This window comes from Paenibacillus mellifer, from assembly GCF_023195895.1.
Lineage (GTDB): Bacteria > Bacillota > Bacilli > Paenibacillales > Paenibacillaceae > Fontibacillus > Fontibacillus mellifer.
On sequence record NZ_JALPRK010000002.1, the window covers coordinates 75103 to 92484 of the forward strand.

Sequence of the window (17382 nt, forward strand, 5' to 3'; positions counted from 1 at the left end):
CCGATACGAAAGAGAGGCCAGCCTATATGCCTGAAGGTTTAATTGTGAAGGCATTAAGCGGTTATTACTACGTGAAGCCGGCTACGGCGCAGGCTGGGGCACCGGACGATTACGTCCAGTGCCGCGGCCGCGGGATTTTTAAGAAGAGAGGCGAGAGTCCGTTGGTGGGCGATCGAGTCATCTATTCCCCGACCGAAAATGGGGAAGGAACCGTTGATGAGATTTTACCGCGAGAAACCGAACTGATCCGCCCGCCGATCGCTAACGCCAAGCTGGCTGTGCTGCTGTTCTCGCTGCGGGAGCCGGATCTCAATCTTCAGCTGCTGGACAAGTTTCTGGTGCATATCGAGCACGCCGGTTTGCGTACGCTCATCTGCCTCACCAAGGAGGACCTGGTGGAGGAAGACGAACCGGAGGAAACTCCTGAAATCATTAGCCAGGTTAAAGCGTTGTACGAATCGATTGGTTATGACGTTATCGTCACCAGTTCGGTGACCGGGATGGGAACCGAGGAAGTGAAATCGCGCTTGGCTGGGGAGATCAGTGTCTTCTCGGGCCAGTCGGGCGTCGGGAAATCGTCGCTGCTCAACGCCATGCTCGGATTGTCGCTGGAGACGAGTGAAATTAGCCTCAGGCTGGGCCGGGGGCGTCATACGACACGGCATGTCGAGCTGATCGAGCTGGAAAACGGCGGTTACGTAGCCGATACCCCGGGCTTCAGTCAGTTGGATTTTCTTGAGCTGGGTGTGGAGGAGTTGTCCAGCTGCTTCCGCGAGTTTACGGATTACGCGGAAGGCTGTAAATTCCGGGGCTGCAGTCATTTGCACGAGCCGGGTTGTAAGGTAAGAGAGGCCGCAGACAAAGGCGAAATCGCCGCAAGCCGTTACGAGCATTACGTACAGTTCCATGAAGAGATGAAGGAGAAGAAGCGGAGGTATTGACGTCATGAGCAACAACGTATATATAGCGCCATCTATTCTGTCGGCCAATTTCGCCAAGCTGGGCGACGAAGTCGCCGATGTGGAGCGGGGAGGTGCCGATTGGCTGCATGTGGACGTCATGGACGGTCACTTCGTTCCGAATCTGACATTTGGCCCGCTGGTGCTACAGGCGATTGCCCCGCAGACCAATTTGCCGTTGGACGTCCACTTGATGATCGAGAAGCCGGAGGAGTACGTTCCGGCCTTTGCTCAAACGGGCGCGCACCTCATTACGGTGCATGCTGAAGCCTGCGTGCATCTGCACCGGGTGCTGCATCTGATCAAGGAGCAGGGGGTTAAAGCGGGGGTCGCGATCAATCCGGCCACGCCGGCTTCCGCCGTTCGCGAGGTACTGGAGGACGTGGACCTCGTCCTTGTCATGACGGTGAACCCCGGTTTCGGCGGACAAGCGTTCATTCCGGCTACGCTGCGCAAGATTCGTCAGCTAAAAGCCTGGAAGGAAGAGCTGGGCTTAAGTCATTTGCGGATCGAAGTGGATGGCGGAATTGCGGCCGCAACGGCGCCGCTGGTCGTGGAAGCGGGCGCGGATGTGCTGGTCGCCGGGAATGCGGTGTTCGGCCAAGCTGACCGCCAAGCGGCGATGGCAGAAATCCGCGAGAGCCTGGCCGGATTGGCATAGGCGCATCAAGATGTGCATACAATGGGTTACATGAGCGAAGGTTCTCATGTAGCCTTTTTTTTGTGGCGGGAATACACGGGTAAATGACATCGAACATAGAATATGGGTGAAGGCATGAGCACGATGGGGAGGGTGAACGATGAAATTTTACACATTCAAGCTGCCTAAGTTTTTGGGAGGTTTCGTTAAGGCGGTACTGAACACGTTTCACAAGAACTAGCGGGCGGGGCCTGATAACCCGCCCCAAGCAGCGAAAGGGCGCGCCTGGCGGTTCCCGCCATGAAAGGAATGCTTAGGCCGCGGCTAGAAATGCAGCCGGCGTTAGCCTTTTTGGCGGCTTCAAAGAAAAAAAGTGCAGTAAAAAAGCACCTCATAGGAAAAGGTGCTTTTTGTCTATAGTTCGTCCCGAGCCATTACACGCGGGTCACTTTACCGGATTTCAAAGCCCGAGTGCTTACGTATACGCGTTTCGGTTTGCCGTCTACCAAGATCCGGACCTTCTGCACGTTTACGCCCCAAGAGCGCCGATTGCGATTGTTTGCGTGAGATACATGGTTACCGCTGCCTGGCTTCTTGCCAGTCACATAACATTTGCGAGCCATTCATTACACCTCCTGTTCCAGTACACACTGTCTTGAAAATAACAGTTTCTCTTCAAATCACGGTTATTGACAATACTTAAATATAATATCACAGTAAAAAAAGCCCCGTCAACAGATATTGACGTTGGACTCTTTTATTTATTTCTCTCTGTTCTTATAGTACAATATAGTTTAGTCCATAATAATTTCTATGGAAGGAGTGAGGTTGGCGTGGCTGTAAATCTTACGACCGAATATGGACGAATCGATATTTCGGAGGAAGCCATCAAGGTTATCGCCGGATCGGCCGCCATGGAGTGTTATGGACTGGTAGGAATGGCAAGCCGAAAGCAGTTGAAGGACGGTATTGCCGAATTGCTGGGGCGAGAGAACTTGGCCCGGGGTGTGGAAGTGAACCTGGATAATCATCGATTAGCTATTCATCTTTATATTATAGTCAGTTATGGCACGAAAATTTCCGAGGTCGCACACAACATACAGCTCAAAGTGAAATACGTAATGAATGAAATCGTTGGACTCGAAGTGGATCAGGTGAATATCGTAGTCCAAGGCGTACGCGTATCAAGCTAGGAAGGGGAATTTTCATTGAGTAAGCGTTCTTTAACTGGAACAGATTTCACCGCTATGGTCTTGGCCGGTGCGCAGCGGCTCACAGAGCATGCTGAACACGTCAACTCTCTTAACGTATTCCCGGTTCCCGATGGGGACACCGGTACGAATATGAATTTGACGATGACCGCTGGTGTAACGGAATTGAAAAACCACGGAACCGGAGGTTTAGGCAGCAGAGCGGCCACTTTATCCAAGGGCCTCCTGATGGGCGCACGCGGGAACTCCGGTGTGATCTTGTCCCAGCTGTTCCGCGGCTTTAGTCGTTATGCCGCCTCTATGGAGGAAATGAATACTGTTCAATTTGCCGCTGCTCTGCAAAGCGGGGTGGATACCGCTTATAAAGCGGTTGTCAAACCGGTAGAGGGGACCATTCTGACGGTGGCGAAGGAAGCCGCCAAGCATGCCGTATATTATGCGCGCAGAACAACGGATATCACGGAATTGATGACCGAGGTGCTGGCCAAAGCGAAGGAAGCGCTCGCAGGTACGCCGGAGCTGTTGCCGGTGTTGAAACAGGTTGGCGTCGTGGATTCGGGCGGTCAAGGACTTGTTTATATTTATGAAGGATTTTTGGAATGCCTGACCGGAGGCGCCAGCAGCGAGGCCGCAGCGGCGTTGGGACAAGCTCCCGCGGCAAGCGCGAAACCCGAATTTCACGCACCGGTGGCAACGCCGGTTCATGTCCCGGCTTCGGCACAAGCCAAGCTGGAAACCGAGGATATCGAATTCTTGTACGACATGGAGTTTTTCATCAATCGCACCATCGGTGAAATTAAGAATGCTGTTTTTGACGAGGATCAGTTCCGGAAAGCGCTTTCGGTTAATGGTGATTCGATTATCGTGATCGCGGATGACGAGATCATTAAAGTCCACGTCCATTCCAAAACACCGGGAGATGTGCTGAATTTGGCGCTCCACTATGGTGAAATTACACAAATTCATATTTTGAATATGCGCGAACAACACCGTGATCTGCTGATTGCGGGCATGGACGCAGCGCCGATGCCGGAGCTGTTTGCTGAAATCCCGGCAGAACCGTCCCGTCCCGTTGATCCGGCTAGTTTGCCAGCCGACGAGCTGGCGCCTTATGGATTTATCGCCGTAGCTTCGGGCCAAGGCATTTCGGAAATCTTCACCAGTCTGGGTGTCGATGTTGTTTTGTCCGGCGGACAAACGATGAACCCAAGTACCGAGGATTTCGTCAATGCAATCCAATCGATTTCGGCTCAGCACATATTTGTGTTGCCGAACAACTCCAATATTATTTTGGCGGCTCAGCAGGCGCGCGATTTACTTGAAGGGGAACGCAGCGTTACCGTTATCCCGAGCAAGAGTATCCCACAGGGGATTGCCGCAGCGTTTGCTTTCCAAGAGGAAGAAAACGTGGAATCCAATCAGGATAACATGCAGAACGCCGTACAACATGTGAAGACGGGCCAAGTCACGTACGCGGTTCGCGACACCATGTTCGACGATTTGGAAATAACGGCCGGCCATTATATCGGGATCGCCGATTCCAAAATCGTAGCAACCGAAGAAGGCCTGCTGGAAACGAGCCAGGGTTTGCTGGCTAAGATGTTGACCGGGGGCGACGAAATTGTGACGGTTCTGGCCGGTGAGGAAGCCGACGGAGAAATGACAGACGCACTGGTGGACTGGATTCATGCGGAGTATCCTGACGTTGAAGTCGAGGTCCATAACGGCGGACAACCGATTTATTATTATTTATTTTCGGTAGAATCCTGATCCCGAGGAGAGGATGAAGATACCTATGAATCAGGCTGTCATCATTGCCGACAGTACGTCGGATATCCCGCAGGAGACGGTGTCGGAATACGGTATTCATATCGTGCCGATGCGGTTAGCCTTCGGCGATCAATCTTATCTCGAAGGCATCGACATCACAGCGGAAGAGTTCTACGACAAGTTAACGAAGTCAAAGGACCTGCCAACGACGTCGCAGACTTCACCCTCCCAGTATGTGGAGGTTTACCGCAATCTGCTTGCGGCCTATCCGGGTTCGCCAATCATTTCAATCCACATCTCTTCAGGGATGAGCGGAACCTATCAATCCGCCGTGCTTGCCAAGGAGATGCTGGAGGAGGAATTGGGGCACTCCGTAGATGTAACGGTGATTGACTCGCTGTGCGCGACGTACGGCTTTGGCCTCCAGGTTGTGCATGCCGCACGGATGGCGAAGCAAGGAGCTTCGGTCGAAGAGATTTCGGCGGAGGTTGAACGGTTAGGAAAAGCTCGGCGACTGTACTTTCTCGTTGATTCGCTGGAGTATTTGCAAAAGGGCGGACGGATCGGTAAAGCTGCGGCGATTCTAGGCACGTTGTTGAACATCAAACCGATTCTGTCGGTGGACCAGGAAGGCGTTATCTATGCTGTCGATAAGGTCCGGGGCCGCAAGAAGGCCGTGTCCCGTGTCATCGAATTGTTCGTGAACGATTTCGGTGGGGTGAAGGATATCAACGTCGCTGTTTGCGATTGCGTGAATCCGGAAGGATCCGAGGAGATCCTGGAGATGTTGAGTCAGCACTTTACGCTGCACGAGATCGTCCGCACCAGCATTGGCGCGGTCGTTGGCACGCATGTTGGCCCGGGTACCGTGGCGACGTTTATTTGGCCGGCGACTTAACCTTCGGGTGCGCGCGTTGAGGCGGAGCCGGTTTAGTCGGAACCGGTTTTAACGGAACAGAGAGCCCTTATTTGCTCATTTCCCGATTATTTCCCGGGGTAACGGAACTCAGGGACCTTATCGGGCCCTTATGGCAGCCATCCGGCTGCTTTTGTCCGAAATAAGGGCTTCTGGTTCCGTTAGCTGCAGAAAACGCCCAAAAAGCGGACTATAACGTCTCTGAGTTCCGTTAGGTTGCTGGAGCACGCGAAATTCAAGATTCGCTTGAGCTTCGTGATCCAAAGATGTCTTTTTGAACTACCGATCAATGGAGGTTCAAAAAGACAGGATTGGAGCACCTAGAAGGTTGGATGAAGCTAGGGGCTGAGTAGCGGAGCGTAGTCGTAGGCTACGTGAGCAACGGAAGGCCCGGGTGAATTCAAGATTCGACGCCGAAAATCCTCCTTCGCTTGAGCTTCGTGATCCAAGGATGTCTTTTTGAACTACCTCTTAAAGTGGGGGATTTGGTGTGATTGATTTGCATAACATCCCCGTAAAGCAGGTCAGCGGCGTGAGCGCTCTTAAACAAGAAGAGCTTCACGCCTTTGGCATCTTTACGGTGAATGATTTGATCGAATATTATCCGTTCCGGTACGAGGACTACCGTCTGCGCTCCCTGACCGAAGTAAAGGATGGGGACAAGGTGACGATCCAGGCGAAAATCATGGGTCTTCCGGTGCTGCAGCGATACGGGCGCAAATCTCGTTTAACGTGCAAAATGGTCGCGGAAGACTGGATGTTCACGGCGACGTGGTTTAACCGACATTTTCTCAAGGACCAGTTGACGACGGGCCGGGAAATCATCCTGACCGGCAAATGGGACATGCGCCGCAGCCAGCTTACCGTGACGGAGTCGGAGTTTCCCGATCGAGGAACGGTGCGGAGCGGCAGCCTGCAGCCGGTCTATTCCGTCGGCGGCAAAATCACGCAGGCCTGGATGCGTAAAACGATCGGACAAGCGCTGCAGCAATACGGGGAGATGATTCCGGAGAATCTGCCGCCCGAGCTGCTGCGCAAGTACGGCCTGATGCCCCGCAAGGCGGCGATTCTGCGGCAGCATCAGCCGCAGGATAGCGAGGAGGGGCAACTCGCCCGGCGCCGTATGGTGTACGAGGAGTTGTTCCTGTTCCAACTCAAGCTGCAAGCGTACCGGGCGATGAACCATGATCGCATGGACGGGGTGGAGCATGTCGTCGACAACGCCACGATAAGGGAATTTGTGCGCAGCCTGCCGTTCGAGCTGACCGATGCCCAGAAGAAGGTCGAGCTGGAAATTTTGCAGGATATGCGCTCGCCTTACTGCATGAACCGGCTACTTCAAGGAGACGTCGGTTCCGGCAAGACAGTCATCGCCGCGATCGCTTTGTACGCGGCGGTGAAGTCGGGGCATCAGGGGGCATTCATGGTGCCAACGGAGATTTTGGCCGAACAGCACATGCGCTCGCTGACCCGGCTGTTTGAGCCGTTCGGCATCACGGTCGGCCTGTTGACCGGCAGCGTGACGGGGCGCAAGCGCAAGGATTTGCTGGGCTCGCTGCAAATGGGGCTCACCGACATCGTTGTCGGCACGCATGCGCTGATACAGGAAGACGTATTTTTCCGTTCGCTCAGCCTGGTCGTGACCGACGAGCAGCACCGGTTCGGCGTGAATCAACGCAGCATTTTGCGGCGCAAAGGCTTTAATCCCGACGTACTGACGATGACGGCGACGCCGATTCCGCGGACGCTGGCGATTACCGCCTTTGGCGATATGGACGTATCGACGTTGTCGGAGCGCCCGAAGGGACGCAAGCCGATCACGACCTACTGGGTTAAGCACAGCATGATGGACCGCGTGCTTGGCTTCATTGAACGGGAGGTCTCGCTAGGCCGGCAGGCGTACGTGATCTGTCCGCTCATTGAGGAATCGGACAAGCTGGACGTGCAGAACGCCATCGACCTGTACGTGTCGATGCAGCAGGCGTTCCCGAACATGAAGGTGGGGCTGCTGCACGGCCGGATGACGGCCGCCGAGAAGGATGAGGTGATGCGCGCGTTCTACGAGAACGAGGTGCAGCTGCTCGTCTCGACGACCGTGGTCGAGGTCGGCGTCGACGTGCCTAACGCCACGCTGATGATCGTGATGGATGCCGACCGGTTCGGCCTGTCCCAGCTTCACCAGTTGCGCGGGCGCGTGGGCCGGGGAGAGCACGCGTCGTATTGCGTGCTCATCGCCGATCCGAAGTCGGAGGTGGGTCAGGAGCGGATGAAGGTCATGACCGACACGGACGACGGCTTCGAGGTGGCCCGGCGGGACCTGGAGCTGCGCGGTCCCGGGGATTTTTTCGGCACGAAGCAAAGCGGCGTGCCGGATTTTCGCGTCGCGGACATGGTCAGCGACTACGCGGTGCTGGAGGCGGCGCGGGACGATGCCGCCCAGATGGTGGCGGGCGAGGCGTTCTGGACGTCGCCCGAGTACGGGCCGCTGCGGGATTATCTGCGGCGGGAGCAGGTTTTTCAAGGCGAGCTGATCGACTGAATACGGCAAACGGAGGGGCGGCGTCTTCGAAGGCGCATGCCCCTTTTGTTTCTCCGCCGGGTGTCCCGATTGTTTTTTCAGCACTATGGACAGCCTTACCGTCATATATTAGGGTTGAAGTCCGGAATTGACGGGACAGGAGGTGCTAGTCACGGTGCCGAGTTATCATCAATATGGAATCAGTCCGCAGCTGGTCGAACGGGTCAAGCTCAAAATGAAAAATCCGGCGATCAAAGAGCGGATCAAACAGGTTGTCGACGGCCTCACCCGAGCGGATTTACAGGATCGCGTCAAGGTTCGCAGGCTCGTTAGAACGGCTTCTTCTGTGCTTGGCGAACGGCTGAGCGGCGCTCAGGAAGAGCAAATCGTCCAATTCGTCATCGATCAACGAATCGACCCGCGTAATACGCTACACTTGCTGCGATTATGGGGAATGTTCCGTTAAGCAGCGCGCGGCGATGCGGCGGTGACAAGTGGCAAGGCCCTGGGGGAACGGTGCCCCGGCGGCCTTTTGCTATTTCTGGAGGTTGTTCGTGGAAATAGGATGCCCTCAGCCCGAGAAGGTTCAGCTATACGGGAATTTATCGGTCCGTTTAAAAATTCAGGCGTCCTTCCGACTTGCCAATCTCCTTCAATTGTTTTATATTGACATGAGAGTAGGTCAAAAATAAAAGGAGATGAGGCGGATGACACCGCGTACGAAGGAACAAAATGAAGAGATCCGATTGCGGCGGCTTGCTCAAATTCGTATGGCGGCCGCCGACGTATTTCTTGATAAAGGCCTGACGCTGGAGATTCGGGACGTGGCGGCCGAAGCCGGGCTTGGTTACGGTACGGTTTACCATTACTACAGTAATAAAGGCGATTTGCTGCACGACGTGCTTTGGACGGCATTGGATCGAGCCGGGGAATGGATGGACAGAGGAGACCCCGGGGACATTCCCCCTACGGGAACTGAAGACGCTGACGTAATAGCGGATCCCCTTGTGGCGGCAGGTGCCCGGCTGCTGCAGCTGTGGGCCGAGGATCACGGCGTCTACCTGTTGTATAAACTGGCGGCAGAAGGCTTCCGACTGCTGCCGGAAGCGCGAGCGTTACCGCTGACGGATGCGTTCCGCCGCGAGGTGCTGCTGCCCTTTGCGGCGGTGCTTGGCCGTGGGGCGGGCACGGCGAAGCAAGTCTCACAGGCGGAAATGCTGCTGGCCGCCTTGGCCGGCTGCGCAAGCTTTCCGCTGCGCCGCGGGACGCTGGATCGCGAGGCCGAGGGGATCGCGCGTTTGTTATTGCATCGGCTATCGGAGCGCACCGTAGCCGGTGGACCATCGAAGGAGTGAAAGCTTAATGATTATATTAAAATCGCCGCGGGAGATCGAAGAGATGAAGCGGGCGAACCAGATCGTTGCGGATTGCCATCGGGAGGTCGCCAAAATGATCGGGCCCGGGATCACAACGCAGGAAATAAACGATTTCGTAGCCCGGCACATTACGAAGCTGGGCGGCAAGCAGTTTACGAAAGGTTATAACGGATTCCCCGCCGAAACCTGCGCCTCGGTCAACGATGTGGTCGCCCATGGGTTCCCGTCGAACCGGCCGCTTCAGAATGGCGATTTGCTCAAGCTGGACATCGTCGCGGAAGCGGACGGCTGGTTCGGCGATTCGTGTTGGTGTTACGCCGTGGGCCAAGTGAGTCCTGAGGCGGATAAGCTGATGCGGGTGACCAAGGAATGCCTGGATTTGGGAATTGCCCAAGCTCTCCCGGGTAACCGGTTAGGTGACGTGACTTCGGCGATCCAGAAACATGCGGAGGCAAACGGCTATTCCGTCGTACGCGATCTGCTGGGTCACGGGATTGGGCGTAGTCTGCATGAGGAGCCTAACTATGAGCATATCGGCGTGGCGGGCAAAGGGGTTCGCCTCAAGGAGGGTATGGTGTTTACGATCGAGCCGATGATCAACGAAGGCACGTTCCGCATCGCGATTGACGACGACGGCTGGACGGCGCGCACGTCGGACGGCAAATGGTCGGCCCAATATGAGCATACGATCGCGTTGACGGCAGACGGGCCGTTGATTTTAACCCTCCAATAAGAGGGGATAGGAAAATGAGGTGGATTCCCAAAGTCCGATGGACCGTGGGGATCCGCCTTTTTTGCGTGCGTTCACTCTGCCAAATTATCCAACATAAACCTGTTGCCATAGGGAATGTTTGTTCGTATTATGAATATAATAGGAACAAACGTTCTGATTAGAGGGTGAGCTTATGACAGACAGCATGAAGAAGGGAGCGGCATGAGCCCGGTTCCATGGCAAACGCAGGAGGAGGCGGAGATGATCAAGCAATACGTGCTGCTTCCTCTGTTACTCGATGCGCTGGAGAGGGACCGGCGCATTTTGGCGTCGGCTTCGCTGAAGCTGCCGCAGGTGTACAAAGGGCTGTTCAACTTGCTGCAGAACGCCGCGACCGCCGATCTGACCCGGGTACGCCAAAGCATGCGGGAGCATGGATTGAAGGTGTTCGAGGAGCGGCGGACGAACCTGGGGATTGAAGCCCGCTATTTATGCCGGGGCTACACGTACGAGTTTTCCATGCTGTGGGGATTGGTCAAAGCGGAACTGACCAGCCGGCTTTGCGCCTATCTCGGGATCGATGTAAGGAAAGAGGGGATGTTCTCATGAAATCGGAACGCGTAGTCATGTTGGCGGATTGCCAATCCTTCTACGCCAGCGTGGAGAAGGCCGATCACCCGCAGCATAAGGATCGTCCGCTGATCGTGGCCGGTGACCCGGAACGCCGCTCGGGCATCGTGCTGGCCGCCTGCCCGCTGGCTAAACGGTATGGAGTAACGACGGCGGAAACGCTGGGTACGGCTTTGCCCAAATGCCCGGACCTGGTGGTGATGCGGCCGCGCATGGAGCGGTACATCTCCGTGTCGATGCAGATCACGAACATCATGAAGCAGTTTACGGACCTGGTGGAGCCGTACAGCATCGACGAGCAGCATCTCGACGTGACCGGCAGCCTGTCGCTGTTCGGCGAGCCGGAGACGCTGGCCCTGACGATTCAGCAAAAAATCCGCCGCGAGACCGGCATCTACAGCCGCTTTGGCATCAGCTACAACAAGGCGGTCAGTAAAATGGCCTGCGACAATTTCGCCAAGAAAAATGCAAACGGCCTGTACACGCTGCCCCGCGAAGCGGTCTCGAAGGTGCTGTGGCCGCTGCCGATCCGGCAAATGTTCATGGTCGGCTCCCGCATGGAGCGCCATCTGCTGCGCATGGGCATCCGCACGATCGGGGAGCTGGCGAACCTGCCGCTGGCGCGGCTGCGGCAGCGCTGGGGCGTCAACGGCGAGGTGCTGTGGCGGCTGGCCAACGGCATCGACGACTCGCCGGTCGATCCGAACAGCCATCAGGGGGAAAAGTCGATCGGCCATGAAATGACGCTGCCTCGCGATTACTATTCGCTGGAGGAGACGGCGGTTCCGCTGCTCGAGCTCACGGAGCTCGTCTGCCGCCGTTGCCGGGAAAAGGGCTACATGGGCGGGGTCGTCAGCGTCGGTTGCCGGGGGGCGGATTTTGACCATCCGACCGGGTTTTACCGGCAGATGAAGCTGCCCGATCCGACCAACGTCACCAAGCAGGTGTACGACGGGGTGATGCGGCTGTTCCGCCGTCATTGGGACGGACAGTCGGTTCGCAAGGTTGGGGTTACGTTGACCGGCCTGGTGCGGGACGACGAATACCAGTTGACCCTGTTCGACGAGCGGCCGAGATACCAGGCGCTGGAGCGGGCCACCGACGAAATTAAACGCCGTTACGGGGAATCGGCGATTTTTCGCGCGGTATCGCTGACCGGCGCCGGCCAGGCGCGGGATCGGGCCGGCAAGATTGGAGGGCATTACCGATGAAAGGAAAATTATATGGCAACGGATTATGGGAGTCTTCACGGATGATGCTGCCGGAGCACAAGGAGGCGATTTTACGCAGCAACCGCAGTCAGGAGCGCAAGGAGCGGTCCGTCCTCGACGAACAGGAACTCGAGCGAATTTCGCGCCTCCTTACGACCTCGCTGCAGACCGGAAGGCCGGTGCGCCTGCATCTCTTCGGGGAATGGCAGGGGCGGGAGGTCCTAGGAACCGTGACGCGAGTCGACCCTATCAGACGACAGGCGCGCCTTCAGACCGAGGTCGGCCCGGAGTGGATCGCGTTCGCGGACATTGTTGGAGCCGAGACCGCTTAGGCAAGTCAACGACGGGTAAAGCCCAGGTTAACCAAAGGTAAAACGAATAAGCTGCTGATCTGCCGCTGGCGGATCGGGAGCTTATTTTGTTAACGCCCGGTGAAATCTGGTTTTTCGCGACCGGGACGGAAAAGTGCGGGAAAACGTCATTTTTTAGGAAGGAAGTCGCCGAACAAGACGGGGTGGCCCGACGGAAATCCGTCATCGAAAACGACGAAAAAACGCTAGTCCCAGGCTGGGACCAGGGAAGCTTTTTTTGACAAAGGCTGTAACCTTAGCAAATCGTGGAAAACCGCAGAATGACGCGATTTTCAGACAAGACTTTGGTATCAATTTTGTAACCATTATGGAAAAGGGTGTAAAAATTGTGCGAAACCTAGATGAATTTCGCACGTCTATTATCACGGAATGACCAAGCCGAACAAGGATACCGAAAATCCGTCTCCCCCGGAAAACAGCCCCAGCTGTAAAACACTCCCATTAGCCTAGTTACATGATAGGGGCGCTTGGTTCATGATAAATAGTGATTTTGAGAAGCGGAGGTGCGAATCGGCCATACTGACGACATTAGCGAAAAAAAGATTGGCGATGGGGCTCGTTCTAGCGGGAGTCTTCATCGCAGGCTGCGTGGTTCTGGCAGTCCTGAATTGGCCGCCGCCCCATTACAGCTACGCGGCGAAGGACGGAACCGAGCTGAAGTTCCGCACCGAAGGCGACAAATTTCTAGCCTATGACGGAGAAAGCAGCTGGGAAGAAATGTTCGTCAAAGGCGTCAATCTGGGGGCGACGGTACCGGGACATTTTCCCGGGGAATTTCCGATTACGGAAGACGATTACTTGCGCTGGTTCCAGCAAATTGACGAAATGGGCGCAAATGTAATTCGAATTTATACGGTGCATAATCCGGTGTTTTACAAGTCTCTGGTCAAATATAACCGGGACAAGGGGAAGGATCCCCTCTATTTCATCCAAGGTATCTGGTCGCCGGAGGAGCAGCTCATCGAGCAACAGGATGCTTACATTCCGGGGATTAAGGAGGCCTTTCATCGGGAAATCGAAAAAGCGGTTAAAGCAATTTACGGCGATTTGAAGGTTCCGAAGCAGCCGGGAACATCGGGCGGCAAGTATACCGCAAACGCGGGTCCTTACCTCATGGCCTGGCATATCGGCACCGAATGGGATCCGGAAATGGTGGATAACACGAATCGTAAGCACGCGGAACTTCCGCCGTATCAAGGACAGTACTTTACGGCGACAGACGAGGCGAGTCCATTTGAGAGCTGGCTGGCGGAGCTGGTGGACGATACCGCCCAGAAGGAACGCACTTACGGATGGGAGCATCCCATCACCTTTACGAACTGGGTAACGACGGACGTGTTAAAGCATCCCGGCGAACCGCTGTTCGAAGAGGACCTCGCCAGCGTCGACGCCACGCATATTCAGCCGGTGGCCTGGGAAGCGGGGTATTTCGCCGCTTATCATGCGTACCCGTATTACCCGGACTTCTTCCATCTTGATGAAACGCTGGAGACGATCCCGGACGGTACCGGGGATTTCAACACCTACAAGGCTTATTTGCAGGAGCTGAAAGCTTACTATAAGGACATTCCGGTGATGATTACCGAATATGGCGTTCCCTCCTCGCTGGGCGTCTCGCATCTCGGCCGAGGCGGCCGGAACCAAGGTGGCCACAACGAGCAGGGGCAGGGAGAGATCAACGTTTCACTGACAAAGGATATTTATGATACCGGATATGCCGGCGCCATCTTGTTCATGTGGCAGGACGAATGGTTCAAGAAGACGTGGAATACGATGCGGTTTGAGATCCCGGAGGATCGGCGCGCTTTTTGGCTAAACGTGTTGACCAATGAGAAGCAATTCGGCCTGTTATCGATGGGCCCCGGCAAAGAAGATGACCTCACGATCGACGGCAAGCTAAGCGATTGGGAGGCGCTGCCGGAGGGCGAAGTCCAAGCCTGGGACCGTCCGTCGGCTGGAATTGATCGGCTACAGGTCACGCACGACGAAGCTTACGTCTATGTGGGTCTTCAACTGAGCGAGCCATTCGATCCGGATAAGCGGTTGATCCGGCTTGGCGCGGATACGCAGCCCGGCGGGAATCAGCCGGCGGCGGAGCTGCCTGGGCGAACGCTGAGCGACGGTCTGGAGGCGATCGTGGAGATCGGAAGTGACGAGGAGACCGAAGTTTTGACGGCGCCAAACTATGATTTTCATCGCCGGCTCTATGGGCGATACGGATATTGGATGCTTGACGATCCTACGGAGGAGCAAACCGTGCAGTTTCAACCCTGGAAGCTGGCGGTCAGCTTGACGATGACGCCGCCCGACACCCGCTCGGCTCATCCGTTTCAAGACATGACGGTCGGTAAGCTAATTCGCGGCACAACCGATCCGGAAAGCGCCGATTTCGATTCGCTTGCTTCTTGGCAGTACAGCGGCAACGAGGTAGAACTGCGCATTCCTTGGATGTTGTTAGGTTTTGCGGACCCCAGCTCACGGCAAGTGATTGACTACCGGCCATTGAAGGAGGATCGTGCCTTCTCGACGACCGAGACGGACGGACTGACCTTCGTTCTATGGATCATGGAACGAGGGGAAGCGGAGGTCCTGGGCCCGGGAACGGCAAGCGGAGAAACCGGGGAAGTCGTCTCATTGGACGCGTTCCCGAAATACGTATGGCAGCCATGGGAAACCGTGCAGTATACCGAGCGGCTCAAGTCCGGTTATTACGCCTTGCAGGCGTTCTACCAAAGCTTGCCGGACCGTCGGACCACGGGAGAATAACTGGCGCCGAAAGGAGGAAAACAGGATGGCGGGTCAGCATCTTGGACTGGCAATTGCCTTTATTTATGTATGCCTGGGGCTGATCGGCATAGGCATGCTGCTTCTGTTTTATATGAAAATCCGGTATTTGCGCATTCAGCGCAAAACGAAGGAATATCTGCGAAAGCACCAGGACTACTTCCTGTTCCTTCAAGCCCATCTGGGGGATGCGGAGGAGCTTCCGCTGCCGCCTGGCAAGCTCGGAGATTTGGAGCGACGGGTGATCCAGCAGCGGGTAACCGAGTGGATCGAGCAATTTAAGGGTGATTTGCAGCAGAAGCTGATCGCTTTATGTTATAACGCTGGCTTTGTCCGGGAGGACCTGAAGCTGCTCGACAGCTTGTTTTACGGTCGGCGGATCGCCGCCGCTTACCGCCTCGGCGGGATGCGGGCGGCCGAAGCGGTGCCGCGGCTGCTGGAGATGCTGAAGCATCAGAAATACAGTCCGCTGAGCATCGTGCTTGCCCGCTCGATCGCCAAAAGCGCGGAACAGGAGCAGCAGCTTCGGGATATGCTGATCCATCTGCTGCGCCACGGCAAGCCGATTCATCACCTGGCAGCCGATATCCTGATGGAGACGAGGCTGGACGCCAGCCGGCTCCTGCTTCAATTACTGAAGGAGGATCATGAGGATCTCGTGAAGGTGGCGCTGGCCGCAATGCGGGGACAAGAGGGGCTGGAGGAGGCTCCGGCACTGGGACGATTTGCTTTTGCGCTTGATAGGAGGGAGACCACTGCTTAGAGATATTTTGCTGATTTATGGCTTATTTGCGACCTATTACGTCATGACGGTCAATCTGGTTTATTTCTCGATCATGACCTTTTCGTTTCGGCAGATTCTCACGATCTTCCGCCGAGCCGCCTTCTCGAAATACAACACGTTGTCCGGCTCTGAACTGGTGCCGCCAGTTTCACTGCTGGTGCCGGCTTTTAACGAGGAGATTACGGTTATCGAAAACGTGAAATGTCTGTTGACCCTGAATTATCCGGCCTACGAGGTGATCGTGATTAATGATGGGTCCAAGGACAACACGCTGGGCGTCCTGCGGGACGAATTCGAACTGATGCCGCTGCCGGATCCGGACATCCGCCAGACGATCGACTGTCAGCCAATTACGGCGGTGTACCATAACCCGAAGTATCCGCATCTGTACGTGATCGACAAGCCAAACGGCGGTAAGGCCGATTCGCTGAACGCCGGCATTAACCTGTCGCATTATCCGCTCATCTCTTCGATCGATGCTGATTCGCTGCTTGAGAAGGATGCATTAATCCGGATGGCCCGCATGTACATGGAGAATCCGGAGGAGACGGTCGCCATCGGCGGTGACGTACGGATTGCCAACGGATGTGTCATCGAGAACGGGGCGGTGAAGGAGGTTTCGCTGCCCCGCAAAATCTGGCCGATGTTCCAGGCCACAGAATACCTGAAGGCGTTCCTTGGAGGCCGTATCGGCTGGAGCTCCATCAATGGGTTGATCATCGTGTCGGGTGCGTTCGGCTTGTTCCGCAAGGACTATGTCATCGCCGTCGGCGGCTATCGCGGAGGGTATCCCGGCGAGGATATGAACATTATCATCAAGCTCCACCGGTATATGCTGGAGAACAAGCTGAAATACCGCATCGCGTTTTGTCCAGAAGCGGTGTGTTGGACGCAGGCGCCGGACACCTATCGGATCTTGTCCAACCAGCGCAAGCGTTGGGGCCGTGGAAACCTGAAGAACATGATCGAGAACTACGACATGGCCTTCAATCCGAAATACAAGGTGATGGGGCTTCTGACGATGCCGTACAACATTATTTTTGAAGCGTTGAACCCTTATTTCAAAATCACCGGGTTGCTTGCACTGATCGGGTACACTTTGCTCGATATGACGCATTGGCGGGTTCTCGCTGTGTTCTGGCTGATCAATTTCCTCAGCGGTTACGTGCTCAGCATCGGGGCGTTGCTGCTTGAGGAGCTGTCGTTCAAGCGCTTCAACAAGCTTTCGGATTTGTGCAAGCTGTTGATGTTTTCGGCGTTCAAGTTTTTCGGTTACGCGCAGCTCGGGGGATTGTGGCGGATTCAAGGGCATATCCAGTTTCTGCGCAACAACAATTCCTGGGGGACGATGACCCGACAAAGCTGGCAGGACAAAGGGGAGGCGGCCGCCAAAGCGGCGAAACCGGCCAAATCCGCATAACGTTTGGTTTGGGGTATCTCTCCTGCCCCGCTTCGCGGCCGGATGGCCGGAAAGGGGATGATAGGGCAAAGGAAAGGCTT

The 17382-nt window shown here is 55.7% G+C and carries 17 protein-coding genes; 16 read left to right on the top strand and 1 reads right to left on the bottom strand.

What is annotated here, in order from left to right:
- Window positions 1-26 precede the first annotated feature (26 nt).
- The 3 genes from rsgA to spoVM all read left to right on the top strand — a co-directional run bounded on the left by rsgA (window position 27) and on the right by spoVM (window position 1840).
- Window positions 27-941, top strand: a complete 915-nt coding sequence (rsgA, locus tag M0651_RS03035) for a ribosome small subunit-dependent GTPase A (RefSeq protein ID WP_248550378.1) — start codon at window positions 27-29, stop codon at window positions 939-941.
- A 4-nt stretch (window positions 942-945) separates the two neighbouring features.
- Window positions 946-1620 (top strand): ribulose-phosphate 3-epimerase, encoded by a 675-nt coding sequence (gene rpe / locus M0651_RS03040; protein WP_248550379.1) that lies wholly within the window; start codon window positions 946-948, stop codon window positions 1618-1620.
- A 139-nt stretch (window positions 1621-1759) separates the two neighbouring features.
- Entirely contained in the window at window positions 1760-1840 is an 81-nt protein-coding gene (spoVM, locus tag M0651_RS03045) for a stage V sporulation protein SpoVM (protein ID WP_036621610.1), read from the top strand.
- A gap of 193 nt (window positions 1841-2033) precedes the next feature.
- Here the strand turns inward: spoVM and rpmB are convergent, their stop codons facing one another.
- The gene (gene rpmB / locus M0651_RS03050) at window positions 2034-2222 is read right to left on the bottom strand and encodes a 50S ribosomal protein L28 (protein ID WP_009225259.1); all 189 of its coding nucleotides are present in this window, start codon (window positions 2220-2222) and stop codon (window positions 2034-2036) included.
- 210 nt (window positions 2223-2432) lie between these two features.
- Between rpmB and M0651_RS03055 the strand changes: the two genes are divergently transcribed.
- The 13 genes from M0651_RS03055 (at window position 2433) to M0651_RS03115 (ending at window position 17302) form a co-directional block, all read left to right on the top strand.
- A complete protein-coding gene (locus M0651_RS03055) occupies window positions 2433-2792 on the top strand; it encodes an Asp23/Gls24 family envelope stress response protein (protein ID WP_248550380.1) in 360 nt (119 codons plus the stop codon).
- A 15-nt stretch (window positions 2793-2807) separates the two neighbouring features.
- Window positions 2808-4580: a DAK2 domain-containing protein gene (locus M0651_RS03060; RefSeq protein WP_248550381.1), complete on the top strand. Its 1773-nt coding sequence runs from the start codon at window positions 2808-2810 to the stop codon at window positions 4578-4580.
- A gap of 25 nt (window positions 4581-4605) precedes the next feature.
- The gene (locus M0651_RS03065) at window positions 4606-5478 is read left to right on the top strand and encodes a DegV family protein (RefSeq protein ID WP_248550382.1); all 873 of its coding nucleotides are present in this window, start codon (window positions 4606-4608) and stop codon (window positions 5476-5478) included.
- 511 nt (window positions 5479-5989) lie between these two features.
- A complete protein-coding gene (recG, locus tag M0651_RS03070) occupies window positions 5990-8035 on the top strand; it encodes an ATP-dependent DNA helicase RecG (RefSeq protein WP_372490878.1) in 2046 nt (681 codons plus the stop codon).
- 154 nt (window positions 8036-8189) lie between these two features.
- On the top strand, window positions 8190-8480 hold the full coding sequence (locus M0651_RS03075) for a stage VI sporulation protein F (RefSeq protein ID WP_308195449.1): 291 nt from the start codon (window positions 8190-8192) through the stop codon (window positions 8478-8480).
- Window positions 8481-8721: 241 nt separating this feature from the next.
- Complete coding sequence (locus M0651_RS03080; RefSeq protein ID WP_248550384.1) at window positions 8722-9369, top strand: TetR/AcrR family transcriptional regulator; 648 nt, start codon at window positions 8722-8724, stop codon at window positions 9367-9369.
- Between the two features lie 7 nt (window positions 9370-9376).
- Window positions 9377-10123, top strand: a complete 747-nt coding sequence (gene map, locus M0651_RS03085) for a type I methionyl aminopeptidase (protein WP_248550385.1) — start codon at window positions 9377-9379, stop codon at window positions 10121-10123.
- Window positions 10124-10324: 201 nt separating this feature from the next.
- Window positions 10325-10711, top strand: a complete 387-nt coding sequence (locus tag M0651_RS03090) for a YhjD family protein (protein WP_248550386.1) — start codon at window positions 10325-10327, stop codon at window positions 10709-10711.
- Entirely contained in the window at window positions 10708-11943 is a 1236-nt protein-coding gene (locus M0651_RS03095) for a DNA polymerase IV (RefSeq protein WP_248550387.1), read from the top strand. The genes M0651_RS03090 and M0651_RS03095 overlap by 4 nt, the downstream gene beginning before the upstream one ends.
- Window positions 11940-12275 carry a YolD-like family protein gene (locus M0651_RS03100; protein ID WP_248550388.1) on the top strand — a complete coding sequence of 112 codons (336 nt, stop codon included), beginning with the start codon at window positions 11940-11942 and terminating at the stop codon, window positions 12273-12275. Before M0651_RS03095 ends, M0651_RS03100 begins: the two co-directional genes overlap by 4 nt.
- Before the next feature lie 513 nt (window positions 12276-12788).
- Window positions 12789-15080 (top strand): hypothetical protein, encoded by a 2292-nt coding sequence (locus M0651_RS03105; RefSeq protein ID WP_248550389.1) that lies wholly within the window; start codon window positions 12789-12791, stop codon window positions 15078-15080.
- Between the two features lie 25 nt (window positions 15081-15105).
- Window positions 15106-15861, top strand: coding sequence for a hypothetical protein (locus M0651_RS03110; protein ID WP_248550390.1), 756 nt, complete (start codon window positions 15106-15108; stop codon window positions 15859-15861).
- A gap of 43 nt (window positions 15862-15904) precedes the next feature.
- Window positions 15905-17302 (top strand): glycosyltransferase family 2 protein, encoded by a 1398-nt coding sequence (locus tag M0651_RS03115; protein ID WP_248550612.1) that lies wholly within the window; start codon window positions 15905-15907, stop codon window positions 17300-17302.
- The last annotated feature ends 80 nt before the right edge of the window (window positions 17303-17382 follow it).